The organism is Pseudomonas sp. C2.3V, assembly GCF_058536325.1.
The window spans coordinates 2,418,501-2,436,011 of record NZ_JBZUBN010000001.1; the positions used below are offsets into that span (position 1 = coordinate 2,418,501).

General features: G+C 54.9%; 20 protein-coding genes. 14 read left to right on the plus strand and 6 right to left on the minus strand.

The genetic code is table 11. The features are described from left to right. The 3 genes from AC4LF3_RS11410 (at position 1) to AC4LF3_RS11420 (ending at position 3,394) form a co-directional block, all read left to right on the plus strand. Positions 1-1,218: an HlyD family secretion protein gene (locus AC4LF3_RS11410; protein ID WP_074824279.1), complete on the plus strand. Its 1,218-nt coding sequence runs from the start codon at positions 1-3 to the stop codon at positions 1,216-1,218. Beyond that, complete coding sequence (locus tag AC4LF3_RS11415) at positions 1,215-2,597, plus strand: efflux transporter outer membrane subunit (RefSeq protein WP_491835341.1); 1,383 nt, start codon at positions 1,215-1,217, stop codon at positions 2,595-2,597. The genes AC4LF3_RS11410 and AC4LF3_RS11415 overlap by 4 nt, the downstream gene beginning before the upstream one ends. Positions 2,598-2,689: 92 nt before the next feature. Beyond that, positions 2,690-3,394 (plus strand): YebC/PmpR family DNA-binding transcriptional regulator, encoded by a 705-nt coding sequence (locus tag AC4LF3_RS11420; protein ID WP_074824271.1) that lies wholly within the window; start codon positions 2,690-2,692, stop codon positions 3,392-3,394. A 54-nt stretch (positions 3,395-3,448) separates the two neighbouring features. Here the strand turns inward: AC4LF3_RS11420 and AC4LF3_RS11425 are convergent, their stop codons facing one another. The 3 genes from AC4LF3_RS11425 to dcp form a co-directional block, all read right to left on the minus strand. Further along, positions 3,449-3,715: a hypothetical protein gene (locus AC4LF3_RS11425; RefSeq protein ID WP_122044769.1), complete on the minus strand. Its 267-nt coding sequence runs from the start codon at positions 3,713-3,715 to the stop codon at positions 3,449-3,451. Between the two features lie 139 nt (positions 3,716-3,854). Beyond that, on the minus strand, positions 3,855-4,691 hold the full coding sequence (locus AC4LF3_RS11430; RefSeq protein ID WP_491835342.1) for an inositol monophosphatase family protein: 837 nt from the start codon (positions 4,689-4,691) through the stop codon (positions 3,855-3,857). Positions 4,692-4,863: 172 nt separating this feature from the next. Next, entirely contained in the window at positions 4,864-7,053 is a 2,190-nt protein-coding gene (dcp, locus tag AC4LF3_RS11435; RefSeq protein WP_491835343.1) for a peptidyl-dipeptidase Dcp, read from the minus strand. A 266-nt stretch (positions 7,054-7,319) separates the two neighbouring features. On the opposite strand from dcp, the gene AC4LF3_RS11440 reads away from it, so the two are divergent. The 9 genes from AC4LF3_RS11440 to AC4LF3_RS11480 all read left to right on the plus strand — a co-directional run bounded on the left by AC4LF3_RS11440 (position 7,320) and on the right by AC4LF3_RS11480 (position 14,015). Next, positions 7,320-7,826 (plus strand): GNAT family N-acetyltransferase, encoded by a 507-nt coding sequence (locus AC4LF3_RS11440; protein ID WP_197872867.1) that lies wholly within the window; start codon positions 7,320-7,322, stop codon positions 7,824-7,826. 102 nt (positions 7,827-7,928) lie between these two features. Then, positions 7,929-9,524 (plus strand): ABC transporter substrate-binding protein, encoded by a 1,596-nt coding sequence (locus tag AC4LF3_RS11445; protein WP_122042334.1) that lies wholly within the window; start codon positions 7,929-7,931, stop codon positions 9,522-9,524. A 98-nt stretch (positions 9,525-9,622) separates the two neighbouring features. Then, positions 9,623-9,823, plus strand: coding sequence for a hypothetical protein (locus tag AC4LF3_RS11450; protein WP_074824259.1), 201 nt, complete (start codon positions 9,623-9,625; stop codon positions 9,821-9,823). A gap of 23 nt (positions 9,824-9,846) precedes the next feature. Next, positions 9,847-10,266, plus strand: coding sequence for a GNAT family N-acetyltransferase (locus AC4LF3_RS11455; RefSeq protein WP_491835344.1), 420 nt, complete (start codon positions 9,847-9,849; stop codon positions 10,264-10,266). Between the two features lie 196 nt (positions 10,267-10,462). Then, on the plus strand, positions 10,463-11,077 hold the full coding sequence (locus AC4LF3_RS11460) for a hypothetical protein (RefSeq protein WP_074824253.1): 615 nt from the start codon (positions 10,463-10,465) through the stop codon (positions 11,075-11,077). Positions 11,078-11,299: 222 nt separating this feature from the next. Next, positions 11,300-11,731 carry a nuclear transport factor 2 family protein gene (locus AC4LF3_RS11465; RefSeq protein WP_074824250.1) on the plus strand — a complete coding sequence of 144 codons (432 nt, stop codon included), beginning with the start codon at positions 11,300-11,302 and terminating at the stop codon, positions 11,729-11,731. 179 nt (positions 11,732-11,910) lie between these two features. Next, entirely contained in the window at positions 11,911-12,558 is a 648-nt protein-coding gene (locus AC4LF3_RS11470; RefSeq protein ID WP_491835345.1) for a DUF72 domain-containing protein, read from the plus strand. 114 nt (positions 12,559-12,672) lie between these two features. Next, positions 12,673-13,221, plus strand: a complete 549-nt coding sequence (locus tag AC4LF3_RS11475; protein WP_074824241.1) for a non-canonical purine NTP pyrophosphatase — start codon at positions 12,673-12,675, stop codon at positions 13,219-13,221. A 2-nt stretch (positions 13,222-13,223) separates the two neighbouring features. Further along, the gene (locus AC4LF3_RS11480) at positions 13,224-14,015 is read left to right on the plus strand and encodes an SIR2 family protein (protein WP_491835346.1); all 792 of its coding nucleotides are present in this window, start codon (positions 13,224-13,226) and stop codon (positions 14,013-14,015) included. Between the two features lie 25 nt (positions 14,016-14,040). Here AC4LF3_RS11480 and AC4LF3_RS11485 read toward each other — a convergent pair whose 3' ends face one another. After that, positions 14,041-14,754 carry a glutathione S-transferase N-terminal domain-containing protein gene (locus AC4LF3_RS11485; RefSeq protein ID WP_491835347.1) on the minus strand — a complete coding sequence of 238 codons (714 nt, stop codon included), beginning with the start codon at positions 14,752-14,754 and terminating at the stop codon, positions 14,041-14,043. A 216-nt stretch (positions 14,755-14,970) separates the two neighbouring features. On the opposite strand from AC4LF3_RS11485, the gene AC4LF3_RS11490 reads away from it, so the two are divergent. Then, positions 14,971-15,207, plus strand: coding sequence for a DUF2171 domain-containing protein (locus tag AC4LF3_RS11490; RefSeq protein ID WP_074824233.1), 237 nt, complete (start codon positions 14,971-14,973; stop codon positions 15,205-15,207). A gap of 66 nt (positions 15,208-15,273) precedes the next feature. Here the strand turns inward: AC4LF3_RS11490 and AC4LF3_RS11495 are convergent, their stop codons facing one another. Beyond that, entirely contained in the window at positions 15,274-15,528 is a 255-nt protein-coding gene (locus AC4LF3_RS11495; protein ID WP_074824231.1) for a DUF2789 domain-containing protein, read from the minus strand. A gap of 225 nt (positions 15,529-15,753) precedes the next feature. Here AC4LF3_RS11495 and AC4LF3_RS11500 point away from each other — a divergent pair, with 225 nt between their 5' ends. Then, positions 15,754-16,278, plus strand: coding sequence for a DoxX-related protein (locus AC4LF3_RS11500; protein WP_010794703.1), 525 nt, complete (start codon positions 15,754-15,756; stop codon positions 16,276-16,278). On the opposite strand, the gene AC4LF3_RS11505 is transcribed toward AC4LF3_RS11500, so the two are convergent. Then, positions 16,238-17,134 carry a bestrophin family protein gene (locus tag AC4LF3_RS11505; RefSeq protein ID WP_010794704.1) on the minus strand — a complete coding sequence of 299 codons (897 nt, stop codon included), beginning with the start codon at positions 17,132-17,134 and terminating at the stop codon, positions 16,238-16,240. The genes AC4LF3_RS11500 and AC4LF3_RS11505 overlap by 41 nt on opposite strands. Positions 17,135-17,511: the final 377 nt, after the last annotated feature.

The following is a 17,511-nucleotide window of genomic DNA, read 5'->3' on the forward strand; positions in this document are numbered from 1 at the left end:
ATGAGCGACGAAAAACCATTACCTGATGACGAGCGCAAGGGCTCAAGCGAAGCTGAAAAAACGCCGCCTCAAACCGAACAGGCAGCTTCCGTACCGGACGCCGGAGCGACAAATCCTGGGCCGCCCAAAGTGATCAAACCGTCACGGATGACGGTCATCATCATGCTGGTGGTAGCGCTGGCAGGCGTCCTGACGATTCTCTATGCGTGGCAGCTGTGGCCGTTTACCAGTGGCATCGTGACAACCAACAATGCCTACGTCCGGGGACAGATTACCGTCATGGCCCCTCAGGTGAATGGTTATGTAGCCGAGGTACTCGTACAGGACTTCGAGCATGTAAAGCAGGGGCAACTGCTGGTTCGGATCGACGACCGAATCTATCGCCAGCGTGTTGAGCAAAACCAGGCACAGCTGGCAGCCCGGCAGGCGGATCTTGCGAACTCCATACAAACCCTGGCCTCCAACCAGGCCACACTGGCGTCGCGCCGGGCGGAACTGCTGTCGGTGCAGGCCGAACTGGATCGCGCACGAGCCGATGAGCGTCGTGTCAACGAACTCGCCTCCCGAGGCTCGGTTTCCCTGCGCGAGCGTGATCAGACACGCGCTTCGGCCAGGGCCGCCGCCGCTCAGGTCAAGCAGGCACAAGCGGCCATCAATATTGCCGAGGAAAACGTAAAGGCGACTCGCGTGTCACGCGGAAGCCTGGAAGCTCAGGTACAGATGGCGGAAGCGGCGCTGCATCTGGCACAGATCGACCTCGACAATACTTTGATCAAGGCGCCACGGGAAGGACAGCTCAGCGAAGTATCCGTACGCCTCGGGCAGTACGTGACGGCAGGCTCGCAACTCCTCTACCTAGTACCGGATCTGGTCTGGGTGGTAGCCAACTATAAGGAAACGCAGACACACAACATGGCGATTGGTCAGCCGGTCCGCTTCAACGTCGATGCCTTGGACGGCGCAGAGCTTACCGGCCGTGTCGAGCGGTTGGCGCCTGCAACCGGCTCGGAGTTCAGCATTCTTCGCCCAGACAACGCCACGGGTAATTTCACCAAGGTGGTACAGCGCATCCCTGTGCGGATCACCATTGATCCTAACCAACCCTTGGCGCAGCGGCTAAGGCCAGGCATGTCTGTTGTTACCCATATTGATACGGATGCGACCCCAGCGACCAGCCAGACAGAACGACCTGTAGCGCAACGGAGCGCTGCACCATGAGGGATGTTCGATTCCATCCTTTGCTATTGGCCCTGGCGGTAAGCCTGGCCGCTTGTGTGCCACCCAAGAAACCGCTACCGCCCGAAGCTGCCATACAGCCTCCTGGGCAGTGGCGTGCAGCGAGTGAGCCGGCAAGTGCCGTTCGAAGCGATTGGTGGCGCAACTTTAACGATCCCCGGTTGACTCGCTTGGTAGAAACCGCGCTTGAGCACAACACTGACGTGTTAGCTGCTATTTCCCGCGTCGATGCGGCTCGCGAGCAGATTGCACTGGCACGTTCGGCCCTGTTTCCTTCGATAAATGCCTCGGTTGCCACACAAACCAACCGCAATCTCGGCACGCTGGGTATCACCCATACCCGTTCGGCTCAGCCACAGGTACAGATTGCGTATGAGCTGGATGTATGGGGGCGCCTGCGTACTCTCGAACAGGCCGCACGGCTCCAATATCAGGCCAGCCAGACCGATCGGGATGCTGTTCTTCTCACCGTGGCCAGCACGACCGCACGGGCATACATCACCCTTCTCTCACTGGATGCTCAGCTGCAGGTTACCCGTGAGACAGCCGAGTCTCGCCTTGGGGCGCTCAAGGTCGCAGAGGATCGCGCCGGTGAGGGCTACACGTCAGAATTGGAGTTGACGCAGGCCCAGTCCGAATATGAGGCCGCCATGCAAATGATTCCGCAGCTTCAACAGGCCATTCGCCGACAAGAAAATGCCATTCAGGTGCTGACGGGCGCTCTGCCGGCCCCAGTGGACCGTGGGCTGCACTTTCAGGACGTACACCCGCCCCACGTTCCCGGTGTATTGCCATCGGAGTTGCTGCGCAGACGGCCGGATGTCGCACGTGCCGAACAGCAGCTGGCTGCCAGTGATCTCACCCTGGAGGCCCGACGTGATGAGTTTCTTCCGCAGGTACAACTGTCCGGCAGCGTCGGCCGGCTTTACATCAATTCGCTGAACTACGATCCGGTCAAGGTCTGGAGCCTGGGCGCCAGCATCCTTGCTCCGATTTTTACAGCGGGTCGACTCGAAGCCCAGGTCAATATCGCTACCGCTCAGCGTAATCAGGCCGCTTATGCGTATCGGGCCGCAGCGCTGAATGCGTTTGCCGACGTTGAAAACGCGCTGTCAGGCGTCACGCTGTATGCCGAGCAGATTGATCGTATCCAGGCACGCCGACGTACGCTGGCACGTTCGCTTGAAATCGCCCGGGATCGCTATCGCAGCGGTTACTCCTCATACCTTGATGAGCTCGATGCCCAACGTAACCTCTTCAATCTGGATCTGGCGGCCGTACAGGTGCGCGAGAGCCAGCTGAACAATGTCATTTCGCTCTACCAGGCGCTGGGAGGGGGTTGGACACCTGCGCGGGATTAGCTGTGCATGGCACACAGCTGATCATTTAGCTCCGCTCAAACCCTCGGTATGGACTAGAATTTGCGCCTTTATTCCCTCTTGAAGAGACAACTATGGGCGCACAGTGGAAAGCCAAACATAAAGAAGCCGCAGCCAATGCCAAGGGCAAGATCTTTGGCAAACTGTCGAAAGAGATCATGATCGCTGCGCGCTCCGGCCCGGACCCAGACATGAATCCTCGCCTGCGTCTGGTCGTCGAGCAGGCCAAAAAGGCCTCCATGCCTCGCGAAACACTGGAGCGCGCCATCAAGAAAGGCGCAGGTCTTTTGGGCGAAGCGGTCAACTATGAGCGCACCACCTATGAAGGTTTTACTCCCCACCGTGTGCCGGTCATTGTGGAATGCCTGACCGATAACGTGAACCGTACTGTCGCCGAGATTCGCGTACTGTTTCGCAAGGGCCAGCTTGGCGCGTCCGGCTCGGTAGCGTGGGATTTCGATTATGTAGGCATGATCGAGGCAACGCCCGATACGCCAGAAGCTGATCCGGAGCTGGCCGCGATCGAAGCAGGCGCTCAGGATTTCGAGGCGGGTGAGGATGACGCTACCCTCTTTATAAGCGACGCTACCGACATGGACGCCGTCTGCAAGGCGCTGCCAACTCTTGGTTTTACAGTACAGTCGGCCAATCTGGGTTATCGCCCCAAAAACCCGGTCACCGGCTTGAGCGATGCTGAAATGGAAGAAGTAGAAGCCTTTCTGGAAGCCCTGGATGCCCACGATGACGTGCAGAACGTTTATGTAGGTCTGGCAGGTTAAGCCATGCAGCCAGGGCGAAAAGCAATTCTTGCCTTTCGCCCTGTGAGATACGTATCAGGCAGCCTTGGGCTGATCAAACAGCATTCGCCCATGGTCCAGGCATTGGTCAACTAGCCATTTGCCGTGAGCAATGGACGCTCTCTGGGCCTGATCCAGTTCGGCCAGGAAGGCATGACTGACCGGAAGCGGCATGCGCCGGGTTACATGCCCGTGCAGGTCGCTTATCCGGCAACCGCCTGCCCAGGGTAAAGGGCTGCCTGGATGCTCCATGATTTCAGCCGTAATGACATGATCGCGGTAGGTACATTGCATGGTACTCATGGTCTGATCCTCGCTTTCGAATGGCATCGTCAGGTTCGCACAGGTATGCCCGCTTCGTACAAGTCCTGTCTCAAAGGATAGATGAACGGCGACACAACCCTGTACCGTCATGCCCCACGCGCAGAAAAACGCAAAAGGCTTAGTTACTGTCCAACGAGGGCCCTATCAGGCCTGCTAGCTGCTCATATACTCCGGGCGCAGCGACCAGAAGCGGATTCCCTTCCAGCAGCCCTTCGCCACGGAAGAAGTCACTCGACCGACCACCGGCTTCCTTGACCATGACAAGGCCTGCCAGGCAATCCCAGCTGTTGATAAGCGTCTCGTAATAGCCAATCAACCGACCCGCGGCCACATAAGCCGTCATCAGCGCCCCGGAGCCGTTGCGGATAAACATCCCACCCTCGTCCAACAGACCGGTCAGGAAAGGAATAAAGTTTTCCTTGCCACGGCGGTGCGTTGTACCTACCCCTACGACTCCTTCACGAACGTGTTGGGCAGTATGGGCCTTGAGCGGGATATCATTGACGAACGCGCCCTGGCCCAGGCAGGCATGAAAGAGTTCCTGATGGTTCGGATCGGCGATAGCGCCCAGATAGGGCTCACCGTCAATCATGAGTCCGATGGATACACACCAGCTGTGCAAGCCGTTTACGAAACAGCTGGTTCCGTCGATGGGGTCGATGACCCAGATGCAGCGCGCATTCAATGCTGCAGTACCGTTTTCCTCACCGATAAAGCCATCCTCCGGAAAACGCTCCGAAAGCTGCGCCCGGATGAAGTCCTCCAGTGTCTTGTCGGCAACACTGACGACATCCTGCAGGTTACCGCCTTTGTGCATTACCGTCAGGCTCGAACGGCGCGCATAGAAGTCCATGCCCAGGCGTGCCGCTTCCTGTGCGATAGCCTTGGCGGCCTCATAGCGTGAATCGATATCGAGGCTATCCGGTGCGCTGGCGCCGGTAACAGTCGTGGTCATGACGGGTCCTTTTCAAAAACATGGTGCAATAATTGGGAGCGCCTAATCTAAGCGCTCCACTGTGACAAATACTGCGCGGCTCGGCATAGGATAAAAAGATGCACTTTAAGCCTAGGCCATGAATGCTGGCAGCAAGACGGACCTTCCAGGCCTATTTACTTATAAGGCAAGCTCAACCCTGGCTATCACCTTTCAGGCCGCGGTTAATCAGCATGGGCTCGATATCCGGTTCATGGCCCCGCCAGTCCCGGTAGACCTGCTCCAGATCGGTGCTGTTGCCACGAGAAAGAACCATGTCGCGGAAGCGTTGGCCGTTTTCAGGAGTAAGGCCGCCGTGTTCTCTGAACCACTCGAAGCCATCATCGGCCAGCATCTGTGTCCACAGATAAGCGTAATACCCTGCCGCATAGCCATTGCCCCAGATGTGCATGAAATAGCTGGATCGGTAGCGAGGCGGCACATAACTGAGGTTTATGCGGTCCTTCTCCAGCGCAGCCTTTTCAAATGCATCAACGTCTTGCTGAGGCGCTTCAGCTGCAATCATGTGCCAGTGCATGTCGAGTAGCGCAGCGGCCAGAAGCTCGGTCATGTCATAGCCCTTGTTGAAGCGAGACGCGGTCTTGATCTTCTCGACCAGCTCGGCGGGCATGGGCTTGCCGGTTGCGTAGTGCTTGGCATAGTTGGCGAACACCTTGGGGTCTTCCGCCCAGTGCTCGTTGATTTGCGAAGGAAATTCGACGAAATCGCTCGGCGTATTGGCGCCCGAGATACTGGCGTACATCTGGTCGGCGAACATACCGTGCAGGGCATGACCGAACTCATGAAACAAGGTTATGACATCGTCCCATGAAAGCAGCGCCGGTTGACCTGGGGCCGGCTTGGTGAAATTGCAGACGTTATAGACAACCGGCTTAGTGCCCAGCAGTCGGGACTGATCGACGAAGTTACCCATCCAGGCACCTCCGCTCTTGTTATCCCGAGCGAAGAAATCGGTGTAGAACAAGGCCATTGAAGAGCCATCCTTGTCGAACACCTCATAAACCTTCACATCCGACTGATACACCGGAATGTCCGTCCGTTCCTTGAACGTAATGCCGTAGAGCGCCTGCGCTGCGTAAAACACCCCGTTCTGGAGCACATTATTAAGCTCGAAATACGGGCGAATCTGTGACTCGTCCAGATCGTAACGGGCCTTGCGAACCTGCTCCGCATAATAAGGCCAATCCCAGGCCTGCAACTTGAAGCCGCCCCCCTGTTTGTCGATAACGGCCTGAATATCCGCCGCCTCGCGCTTGGCTCGGGCTGTGGCCGCCGGCGCGATGTCCCGCATGAAACCTAGCGCAGCTTCTGGCTTCTTGGCCATCTGATCCTGTAGCTTCCAGGTCGCATAATCCGGGAACCCCAGCAGCCTGGCCTGCTCGGCTCTCACCTTGGCCAGACGCGCGATAAGCGAGCGGGTATCGTTGGCATCTCCCTTCTCGGCCCGATTCCACGAGGCATCGAACAAGGCCTTACGCGTATCGCGGTTGGCAAGAGACGCTAGCCAAGGCTGTTGCGTGGTGTTCTGAAGAGTGAGCAGCCATTGCTGGTCCAGATGACGGTCCTGGGCTGCTTGTTCGGCTGCCTTGATCTCAGGCTCAGAAAGTCCCTCAAGCTGATTCTTGTTGCTGACAACCAGGGCCCCGTTCTTGGCTGCAGCCAGCAGCCGATTCACAAACTGGGTAGTGAGCGTTGCCGCCTCTTGGTTGAGCGATTTGAGCTGGGCCTTATCAGTCTCAGACAGCCGGGCACCTGCCAACACGAAATGTTGATGGGTAATCTCGATAAGCCGCTTGTCCTCGGGTGTCAGATCAAGCGTTTCGCGCTGGTCGTAAACGGCCTGTAGACGGTCGAACAATGTGCTGTTGAGCGTGATTGCATCACCCAGCGCAGCCAGCTTGGGCGACTGCTCTTCATTGATCCGCTGAAGCGTGTCGGACGTATTGGCGCCAGTGAGCGCGCTAAAAACTGTCATGACCCTGTCCAGCAGGGCTCCGGCTTTTTCCAGCGCAACGTAGGTATTCTCGAAAGTAGGCGGCTCGGGGTTGTTGGCAATGTGCTCGATTTCAGCCAACTTTTGCCGGATGCCTTCTGTAATGGCGGGCTCGAAGTCCGACTCCTTGATCAGGTCGAACCGAGGTGCCTGAAAGGGCAATGCACTCTCCTGGAAAAAGGGATTCGCCTGAAGGGCCGAGCCGTTCTTATCTGCCATGTTGACCTCCTGTACCGTCGTTCCGGCTTCAGTAACAGACTGGGTTTCGTTAGCAAAGGCATAGCTGCCAAGGGACGTACTGATAGCCAGAAACAGCAAAGATAGACGCATTAATGCTTACTCTCCCTATTTTTCTTGTTCCATGCAGCCACGACGCGGCCATACAAAATAGCGCGTCACATTGGGCACAGCGTAGTTTCAAATTGGCAGGCGAGTCTTGGCGATTGAACTCGAACAAAACGGTGTGAACCGCAGACCGCAATTTGTTATAAGCAAAGAAACCCGTCTGGGCCGGGCCTTGGGATAGTATCGCCTGCCCAAGGGATGCACTAGTCTTAAGAACTGCCCTTATCGTTTCAGCCTAATGGAAAGCCGCCATGCCTGTACGAGCAGCCACGTTTGAAGATGCCTCCGCAATCGCCATGATCCATATCGAATCCTGGCGCGCCGCCTATCAAGGCATCATGCCTCAGGCAGTGCTGGATAACCTCCAATACGAGTCCAGATATGCCCATTGGAAATCAAGACTGGAAGCGGAAAATGCTCCGATATGGGTTGCTGAGCGCAGCGGGTCAGTAGCCGGCTGGATGGCGTGCGGCCCTGACCGTGATTGGCCGGAAGAGGCCTCCAGGCGAGAAATTCATGCGATTTACATAGCCCCACGACACTACCGTACCGGCCTCGGAACAGCGCTGTTACGGCATTATTTCTCTTCGCTGGAGTTGCCCGCGGTTAGTTGTGTATCCCTCTGGGTATTACAGGACAACCTTGCAGCAATGGCTTTTTATCGACAGCACGGCTTCGACCATACAGAAGCCCATAAAACCCTATCAAGAGGTGGTGTCGACCTGACCGAAGTGAAACTGACCAAGCGGCTTATCTGACGTGACCCTTGAAATATCTGCTTTCATTTAAATCCTGCCGGTATTCCGGAGCCGCGGTAGCGTACGCGTTTCGCTGAACCTCACGCTTCAAGGAAACGGCTCATGTTCAAGACGCTTTTTACGGCGTTGGTCACGGCTGGCTGCGTGTTCAACGTTTTATCTGCCCAGGCTGCAAGCAACCTGGTCTACTGTTCGGAAGGCAGTCCAGCAGGATTTGACCCCGGCCTGTACACAGCGGGAACCGATCATGATGCTGCGGCCAGTACGTTGTTCAACCGACTGGCCGATTTCGAGCGAGGCGGCACCAAGGCTATTCCTTCCCTTGCAGAGCGTTGGGACATCAGCGAAGACGGCAAGACCTATACCTTCTTTCTACGGCAGGGTGTAAACTTCCATACGACGGACTATTTCAAACCGACCCGCCCCTTCAATGCCGATGACGTCCTGTTCACCTTTCAGCGCATGCTGGATAAAGAGCATCCGTTCCGCAAGGCCTATCCCAGCGAGTTCCCCTACTTTACCGGCATGAGTCTGGACAAGAATATCGCTCGGGTTGAAAAGGTGGACGAGTATACAGTTCGCTTCATGCTGAATGAGCGCGACGCTGCTTTTGTGCAGAATTTGGCGATGCGGTTTGCCGGTATTCATTCAGCTGAATATGCCGACCAGCTGCTCAAACAGGGCAAGGCTGAACAGATCAACCAGAAGCCTATCGGTACCGGCCCCTTCGTCTTCAGTCGCTACCAGAAAGATGCCATGATCCGTTTCAAGGGCAACAAGGATTACTGGCAACCGGGACAGGTCAAGCTCGACAACCTTATCTTCTCGATTAATACCGATTCTGCCGTGCGGGCGCAAAAGCTGCGCACAGGCGAATGCCACGTCAGCGTTTACCCTAATCCGGCGGATATTGCCTCGCTGGAGAAAGACCCCAACCTGAAGGTCATGAGTAGCCCTGGCTATAACATTGGCTACCTAGGCTATAACGTTCAGCATCCGCCACTGGACAAGCTGGAAGTTCGCCAGGCGCTAGACATGGCGATCAACAAGCAGAACATCATTGAAGCCGTTTTCCAGGGCGCAGGACAGCTTGCCGTTAACGGGATGCCGCCCAGCCAGTGGTCCTACAACGAAACGATAAAGGATCTGCCGCGCGACCCGGTCAAGGCCAAGGAGCTTCTCAAGCAAGCTGGCGTCAAGGAAGGCACAAAGATCACCTTATGGGCTATGCCGGTCCAGCGGCCGTATAACCCGAACGCGCGCCTGATGGCCCAGATGATCCAGAACGACTGGGCCAAGATTGGCATCAACGCCGAGATCGTGACGTACGAATGGGGCGAATACCTCAAGCGCGCCAAGAGCGGCCAGCAGGACACCATCCTGGTGGGCTGGACAGGCGACAATGGTGATCCAGACAACTGGCTGGGTACGCTGTATGGCTGCGATGCGATTGGTAGCAACAACTACTCCATGTGGTGCGACAAAACCTACGATGACCTCGTGAAGAACGGCAAGCGTGTCTCCGATCAGGCCGAGCGGACCGAGTTTTACCGTCAGGCTCAGGTGCGCATGAAGGAACAGATCCCCAATACCCCTATCGCCCACTCCACGGCGTTCATGCCCATGCGCAAGAATGTGCAAGGCTATGTAATGAGCCCGCTGGGCCATAACGCTTTCGTTGGGGTCAGCGTTGACTGATGTCGATACGGCGAGCCGTTAATCGCTCGCCGTGTCGCTCGCGGTAGGTAAATACGTCGGTTCGGTTTTATCATGACGGGTTGCTGCAAGAGATCATCATGAGCCGAGCCGATTTTCATCAAGCACATGCCACACAAGCCGTTGCCGAGGCACAGCGCCTGCTCTCCAGACGAGACGAAATGGGCGCACGCTGGCTACCCTGGGTCGCTACTGAGCTCTATAGCCTCAGCCCCACTGAGTACGCCTCGATGGTGAGGCGTGCCTTGGAGCAGCTGGCCGGTAATACGCCCAATACCTGAATGCTATTTGTCCTCAAAGAGCTATGAGCGAACTGCAGTACGGCCTCCTCTCACCTGAACTCCGCCCGCTTATCGACAAGTTTTATCGCGCCCATGGCAGCACCATGCGAACCGCCAGAGGCGATGGCGTGCGCTATTGGATAGCCCGGCGACAAGGCATTCTCGGTGTCCTGAACCTTAGTCCCATCGAACAGGGCTTTTGGCTGACGGGCCTCTTCGTTTCACATGAGGAGCGCGGCCAGGGTATTGGTGGCAGATTGCTGGAGCATGCCGTAAACCATGCGGCATCGCCTGTCTGGCTGTTCTGCCACCCCGAACTCGTCCCTTTTTACCAATCCAATGGATTTCAGACACTAGCATCCTTGCCTGAGTCGCTTAGCGATAAACTCCGGCGCTATCAGCAAAGCAAACCCTTGATAGCCCTGGAATACAGCCCGTCGTGATTGCCTTCTGATTCATGTTTCGGTCACATGATGAAGCTATGTTGAAGAAGTATATTACGGCTGCGGCAGCCTCTTGCCCGCACAGTCGCCCTGCTATCCGTTTCGCGCAGATGGAAATTTCTTTGCCAGCCTTGAAGCAAAACGGTTGGCTTCGGGTCTTAAGACCATATAGTCCAGACGCGCGCCAGGAGGCCCCATGACTTCGCACCCCCAGCTCCACGGTACCGGTTTTCTCCTTTTGCTAAAGCGTCTGGTCTCCAAGCGCACCTTCGAGGATATTGATCGCCAGCTTGAGCAACTAGGTACCGAATTCCCCCTGTTCGACCACCCGCCACTGAACATCGACCAGGAAGGCGCAGAAAGCCTTGAAGGGCTTGGTATCCGGGCGTATCAGTTCCAGGTCATGAGTTGTCACCAAGGTAAAATGGGTTTGGGTGCCGCCTTGATGAAGCTGGGCTTTACTCCCGTTTCGAGCACTCCTGAACAGACGCTGTATCGCAACGAGGCGGGTGAAAAACTGATGCTGCGCATGCAGTCCGAATTTGGCGGTGTGCTGCTCAATCTGGTCACGGACTCACCCGCCCTACTGGCCTCCATTCATGCACAAAAAATTGCACCGCCAGCTCCCTGGCAGGCATTTCCTACGGTCGATGTGGGTTGCATGGATACGCTACAAGGCGAGTTGGCGTTCTGGTGGAGCCAGCACTGGACGCCTTATTGGAGCCGCCTGGATGAAAACGAGCGTCTTCAGTACCTGCAACTCAACAACGTGCCCGCTGTCTGGAAAGATTTCCTTTCGCTACACGCCTAAGCCACCCTGCTTTGCTGCTTGACGAGAACCTTTTCGCTCAAGCAGCGCTTGCTCTGTTGGCAAAAACAACACGCCAATTGACGCCCTCTCGTGAAACGTCTACAACACATCATGTTGTACGACGACTTATGACCGCTGTGCCTCTTCCATACTCGAACGAGATCCACAGCCATCACGTACAACGATCCATTCCGCATCGCTTACAACAACAAGGAAATGCTCATGCGAAATATCAAGCTGATCGTTGGCTTTCTGTGCCTTTTCAGCGGCTATGCTATGGCCGCCACGTCTTCGGATGAAACGGCGGTAGCTGAGGCCGTGGACAAGCTTACCCAGGCCATGTGGCACAAGGATATTGCCAGTCTGAATGCCCTGACGGCCGAAAATCTTACCTATGGCCATTCCAGCGGCAACATCCAAGATAAGAAAGCATTCATTGCGGATATCGAAACAGGCAAAAGCGCATTCAAAGAGCTGAAAATGCTCAACCAGAAAATCACAATGTCGGGTGATGTGGCCCTGGTTCGCAATCATTTCTCTGCACAAGCCATCAATAGCGGCAAGTTGACGCCTACTGAAATTGAAAACTTTCAGATCTGGCAAAAACAGAACGGAGAATGGCTGTTGATCGGCCGTCAGGCTTTCCGCTTCTAACCAGGCACCTGCCGCTTCCCCGCTACGAAGCGGCAGGATCAATCACCTGATCCGTTAGTCAAACACAGATCAGACACGACTGGCTTAAAACTGATTTTGAATACACTTCCCTACATTGGATGCGCTGGCTGGAGCCTGCCGCGTTCACAGTGGTCCGACTTCCGGCAGAGGGCACCCACTTGCAGCGCTACGCTGCCCGCTTCAATACCGTTGAAATCAACTCATCGTTCTATCGCCCTCACCAACCGGCGACCTACGCCAAATGGGCTGACTCGACGCCAGAGGGTTTTCGCTTCGCAGTAAAGGTCCCCAAGCAGATCACTCACATTCAGCGCCTCGCTCACGGCGGAGCACTGTTGAACGGCTTTCTGTCGGAGTGCAGTCACTTGGGAGAGAAACTGGGCTGCCTGCTGATCCAGCTTCCTCCTTCACTGGCATTCAAGGCAGAACTTAGCCGTGACTTTCTGGAGGATCTCAGGGCTCGCTACAACGGACACGCCGTTCTTGAACCCCGCCATGCCAGCTGGCAACGTGATGATGCCCAGTCCATGCTGGTGGCTTATCGAATTGGCCAAGTAGCTGCCGATCCCTCTCCATTGGTGAACGGCAACATGCCCGGTGCATCGCCGGAGGTGGTCTACTATCGCCTTCACGGCTCGCCCCAGATCTATCACTCCTCCTATACCCATGATGCCCTTGCGTCTCTGGCCCAGACCTTGGCACATCATCATGGACGGAGCGTTCCCACATGGTGCATTTTTGATAACACCGCCAGCGGCGCAGCCGTACCCAACGCACTGGACATGCAACGTCTGCTTGCAGGCTGATGGCGTATGCCGACCGCCGGACCTTTTGAAGGCGAACCCTTGGTTATCCACTTCCCTCTAAATCAGAGAGGTAGCGAGCCGCCCTGAGAATCGTAATGCCTTTGCAGGCCAGCCATGAAAATTCGATTTATTTCCAGCAACACGCGAAAGATTGAAGAAGTCTCTCACCTGCTCGCCAAAACGCGAATCGAGATTGTCCCCTACCAGATCAAAATCGATGAACTGCAAACCGAGGATGTGTGCCAATTGATCAGCGACAAGCTGCTCAAAGCCTTCCGCCTCGTTGGGAAGCCTGTATTCGTTGAACACACCGGGCTTTACATCAAGAGCCTGAATGATTTCCCTGCCGGCCTTACACAGCTCTTCTGGGACAAGTTACTGGCAGAACGCTTCTCTTCCGTCATAGGCGGCCTTGAAGATCCTTCAGCCGTGGCCAAGACGCTGATCGGCTACTGTGACGGTCGCAAGAAATACTTCTTTGAGGGCGCCGTTCCTGGACGAATCACAGAGCAGCCGGCCGGTGATAGCAGCTTTGAATGGGACTGTGTGTTTATGCCTGATGGCCTTGATCAAACCTTTGCCCAGCTGGGACCACGCAAGCATGAGTATTCCATGCGACGGCAGGCGCTGGAAAAATTCGTCAGCTTTATCGAGGAGTCCTAAAAATGGAGAGCCTTAGGGACGCTTACCGTAGCAATCGGCTGATCCTGTTCGTAGGGGCTGGAGTATCAGCCAACCTTGGCTTGCCGCCTTGGAAACAACTAATCGAAGAAGTTGCCGTCCAGCTGGATTATGACCCTGACGTCTTCAACACCTACGGTAATTTTCTTGCACTAGCCGAGTATTACCGTATCAAGAAAGGCAACATCGGTGCGCTCAGAAGCTGGATGGACCGGGAGTGGCATAAAGATATCGATATCACGGCATCAGAAATACATCGGCTGATCGTACAAGGCCGGTTCTCAGCGATCTACACCACCAACTACGACCGCTGGCTGGAATATGCCCACGATGCCTATCAGCGAGAGTACATCAAGATCGCCAATGCCAGCGATCTGGCCAAGGCGCAGGACAACATCAGACAGATCATCAAATTTCATGGGGATTTCGACGATGACTCGTCGATTGTGCTGGCCGAAACAAGCTATTACGAACGGCTTCAATTCGAGACGCCGCTCGATATCAAGCTGAGAGCCGACACACTGAGCAAAGCCGTTCTGTTCATTGGTTACAGCCTTTCGGATACCAATATCCGGCTGCTCTTCCATAAGCTTTCAAAGATGTGGAGCAAGTATGAGCCCTCCGGCGTCAGGCCCATCTCCTATGTCTTTTCTCACATGCCCAATCCGGTACAGGAAGAGATCCTGAGCCAATGGGGCATTCGCATGATTTCGTCTGATCATGACGACCCTGGCCATGCCTTGACGTGCTTTCTCAAGGAGCTGGTTGATTCCTGAGGCAGGCATCCATGCCCTATCCATTTTACAACGAGCGAGCGTACTGACCGCGGCCGAACATGCGGTCATAGTCATCCGGTGTGGCCTCTGCACGAGAGGCCGCGCCTTCCGCCTGAATCTCCTTGGTCATCTCGACCAGTCGAATGGCAGCAGGTCGCTTTGAAATCTCGCCCAACCAGCGTGTCAGATGGGTATAACGCTCATGGGGTAAGCCAAGGAACTCGAGAATGGCCATCCAGGGATACGTCGCGATATCGGCAATCGAATAGGTATCGCCGCCCAGATAAGAATGAGTAGCCAGACGCTGGTCGATAAGCTCAACCAGGCGCAGCGCCTCAGTGGTATAGCGCGAGCGCGCGTACTGGGAGACTTCAGGCTCGAAGCGCGTAAAGTGAACATACTGGCCGAACATGGGGCCGACTCCAGTCAACTGGATCATCAACCACTGCATGACGTCATAACGTGCCGTACCGCTTGCAGGCAGAAACTTCCCCGTCTTCTCAGCAAGGTACTGCAGGATTGCACCCGACTCGAACACACGATATGGCTCCCCGCTCGGTCCGTCAGGATCGATCAACACAGGAACCTTGCTGTTCGGATTGAGTGCCTTGAAGGTATCGGTGAACTGTTCCCCCTTCCAGACATGTACATGCTTGAACCGGTAAGCCAGTTGCAGCTCCTCCAGCATCAGCACCACTTTCAGGACATTGGGGCTACCCATGCCATAGAGTTCAATCATTACGTTTGCTCCTTATCAGGTCCGTTCGCTACAGCCTTGGACAATGCTGTACACCAGTCAGAAAAAAGGGGTATCGGACAGTTCTGCTCGCTCATCAGGAGAGTTGAAAAATGCCTCCTGTCGCTCACCCAGAACGTTAGCTATTCGGCAAACCTCTGAATAGATAGCAGATGATTACCTACAGAACCCTTTGTCCTATTTGCCGGAGAAACCTGCATGGTTGATGTCGATAAAATCCCTGTTCAAGCGGACGTACTAGGCTCCGATGGTCAACACGTCGGCAAGGTCTATGACATTGTGGATCGCAATAAACTCAAGCTTGAGCGAAGTGATCCAGATGCTCAGGGGCAATATCACCTGATTCCTCTAGAATGGGTGGCCCGCGTAGACGGCGCTACCGTCCACTTGGCACGAACATGCGAAGAGGCACAGCGGGATTGGCAGACGGGATAAGCAGGAATCTGAAAAGCAAAACGGTGGGCTTGAACCCACCGTTTTATTACCTTCCAGGCCTACCATTCAGGTCGCTTGAAACGGCTTATTCTCGTGCAGCAATACGTTGAGTTCATCAACGATCGGCTCCCACTCGGCATCGTTCATGATTTCTTCTTTCAAAAACGCCGCCTGGCTGGGCGTCCAAAAAGGTGCTTCGGAAATCTTGACGTCATCGGGAAGCGGATAGTGCTTGGCGACAAACGCGTCAATACTGGCCTTATCTGAGTCCAGACCCAATTGATCGAATAAGGTCGTGAGATCTTTTACAGGAAGTTCCATAGTCATCTCTCCAGGCTTTCAAATCAGTTCGTAGCAAACTGGGACGTAATGCAGTGTCGTCACTTAATCGCTTACGAAGCATTTACCAATAGAGAGGCAGCTGAGCGCATCGGTTCAATCACAAGCCATCAGCAGATGCATTTGATCTGGAAGCAGCCGAGCGAGTGAGAAAGATCACAAAAACGTAGTCATACCGTCATAAGAGCTTAAAAAGGCGGCCTGCATATGCGCTATCAAAAACAAGCGGTTGCGCTCGTAGTGGCTTGGTTCATGGTAGGTGGTTTCGCCCACCTGTTCATGGCCGGCTTTTTCGTCAAACTTGTCCCCATCGACGTACCCTACCGGTTTGCCATCGTTTGCTTTGGCGGCATTCTGGAAATGGTGGTAGCGGTTGCGGTGCTCTTCAAAGAGCTTCGTCGTTACGCGGGCAGCGTTCTCTTTGTCTGTACGCTCCTTATGCTGCCTGTACACTTCTACACCTGGCAACATGCGGGCCTGTTTCCAGCGCTTCCTGAGTGGGTCCTGGCAGTACGTCTTGTACTGCATGCGCTTTTTCCAATCGTCATCTGGTATGGCTGTATTCATTACACCCCACCTGCCGAATTGGTAGACAGCAAAAAAGGGGCTGATGAAGGTGTCCACGGCCAGCTCCAGACTGGCGTTGGCCAGCCTGTTATGCGCACCGTAGGCGTAACGCCGGCTTCCAATGCTACTCAGTGGAGCGAACAGAAGCGTTCTCCGACTCCCTGAACATGGACGAAAGATTCTTCTCGATGTTCGCGCAGAGATCAGTCATCTGTATCTGGTGCTGGCTTTCGGAAAACGGGCTTTGTAAATCAGTTCCGATTTTTTCGAGTGCGAGCAACATAAAGCCCACTACCGTAGAGGCCAGAGGTGTAAACCAGCCTAACGACTCTACCAACCCTACCGGGACGATCAAACAGAACAGCGAGATGAACAGGCGTGGAAAGTACACATAAGGATACGGCAACGGAGTATTAGCGATGCGCTCCATACCTCCCTGCCAGTTAGAAATATCCACCATCGTCGATTCAAGACGTGCCAAGCGTATGCTGTCCAGACGCCCTGCCTTGTACTCCTGGGCAATCAAAGCTGCCGAGCCGCTTAGGATGTCGTTGGGAAAATTATTGGTATCACCGCTTCGAGCCACTTCCTCAGCAGGCAACAACTCTGCAAGTCGCTCTGGAATCGGCGCCTTCTTGAGATGCGCGGCTAAAGCATTGACATAGGCCACATGGCGGCGAAACAGCACCTCCTTGATAGGGTTTAAAGCATCGCCCGGGTCATCAACCAGAATCAGAACCTGACGGGCAAAGTTGCGCGAGCTGTTAACCATCCCTCCCCATAACGTACGAGCTTCCCACCAGCGGTTGTAAGCGCTGGTGTTCCGAATACTCACCAGCATGGCCAGGGCGGAGCCCAGCAGCGTCAATGGCATCGAAGGAAGGCTCATTCGATCATCGACGAACAGCATGAAGTCAACGGTGACAACAATGTCCCAGATAAGCAGCCAAAACAGCGACCAACCTGTATAGGAAAGGGTTTTATGCAGGAATCGGTACTTACGGCGAATAAGGGTTGGCAATGCAGCGCTACTCCAAAATAAAAACTTACTAGCGCTATGACCACTGTGTTTGAAACCTGGCTCACGAAAGCCATCTCAGGAAGTTGATTCAAGATTCTTCCGGGTCAACCTACTCCGAGATGTCCTCTGATCGCAGCGGTAGTTGAGGCAGATCAACAGGACTTATTGCGATCGTTTTTGACAATCTACGGCTGAATTTCAAGTATACGTAATAATTCAAACCACCTCTCACTTTCGCCTTTGCACAAATCCACAAAACACCTTTGCCTAACTTGAATATGCGCAGAGGGTGACAGACGGTATAAGATTGTTGTTATAAGAATTCCAACATCCTTCACCGTGCAACTCCCGGATGGCCCTTGTGGTCCAGTCCGGTG

Bases quoted from the DNA above. Each gene is read 5' to 3' on its own strand.
- AC4LF3_RS11430 (WP_491835342.1), bottom strand. From the start codon at position 4,691: ATGACCACGACTGTTACCGGCGCCAGCGCACCGGATAGCCTCGATATC.
- AC4LF3_RS11415 (WP_491835341.1), top strand. From the start codon at position 1,215: ATGAGGGATGTTCGATTCCATCCTTTGCTATTGGCCCTGGCGGTAAGC.
- AC4LF3_RS11475 (WP_074824241.1), top strand. From the start codon at position 12,673: ATGAAAATTCGATTTATTTCCAGCAACACGCGAAAGATTGAAGAAGTC.
- AC4LF3_RS11485 (WP_491835347.1), bottom strand. From the start codon at position 14,754: ATGATTGAACTCTATGGCATGGGTAGCCCCAATGTCCTGAAAGTGGTG.
- AC4LF3_RS11445 (WP_122042334.1), top strand. From the start codon at position 7,929: ATGTTCAAGACGCTTTTTACGGCGTTGGTCACGGCTGGCTGCGTGTTC.
- AC4LF3_RS11425 (WP_122044769.1), bottom strand. From the start codon at position 3,715: ATGAGTACCATGCAATGTACCTACCGCGATCATGTCATTACGGCTGAA.
- AC4LF3_RS11500 (WP_010794703.1), top strand. From the start codon at position 15,754: ATGCGCTATCAAAAACAAGCGGTTGCGCTCGTAGTGGCTTGGTTCATG.
- AC4LF3_RS11460 (WP_074824253.1), top strand. From the start codon at position 10,463: ATGACTTCGCACCCCCAGCTCCACGGTACCGGTTTTCTCCTTTTGCTA.
- AC4LF3_RS11465 (WP_074824250.1), top strand. From the start codon at position 11,300: ATGCGAAATATCAAGCTGATCGTTGGCTTTCTGTGCCTTTTCAGCGGC.
- AC4LF3_RS11420 (WP_074824271.1), top strand. From the start codon at position 2,690: ATGGGCGCACAGTGGAAAGCCAAACATAAAGAAGCCGCAGCCAATGCC.
- AC4LF3_RS11490 (WP_074824233.1), top strand. From the start codon at position 14,971: ATGGTTGATGTCGATAAAATCCCTGTTCAAGCGGACGTACTAGGCTCC.
- AC4LF3_RS11495 (WP_074824231.1), bottom strand. From the start codon at position 15,528: ATGGAACTTCCTGTAAAAGATCTCACGACCTTATTCGATCAATTGGGT.
- AC4LF3_RS11450 (WP_074824259.1), top strand. From the start codon at position 9,623: ATGAGCCGAGCCGATTTTCATCAAGCACATGCCACACAAGCCGTTGCC.
- AC4LF3_RS11455 (WP_491835344.1), top strand. From the start codon at position 9,847: ATGAGCGAACTGCAGTACGGCCTCCTCTCACCTGAACTCCGCCCGCTT.
- AC4LF3_RS11440 (WP_197872867.1), top strand. From the start codon at position 7,320: ATGCCTGTACGAGCAGCCACGTTTGAAGATGCCTCCGCAATCGCCATG.
- AC4LF3_RS11410 (WP_074824279.1), top strand. From the start codon at position 1: ATGAGCGACGAAAAACCATTACCTGATGACGAGCGCAAGGGCTCAAGC.
- AC4LF3_RS11480 (WP_491835346.1), top strand. From the start codon at position 13,224: ATGGAGAGCCTTAGGGACGCTTACCGTAGCAATCGGCTGATCCTGTTC.
- dcp (WP_491835343.1), bottom strand. From the start codon at position 7,053: ATGCGTCTATCTTTGCTGTTTCTGGCTATCAGTACGTCCCTTGGCAGC.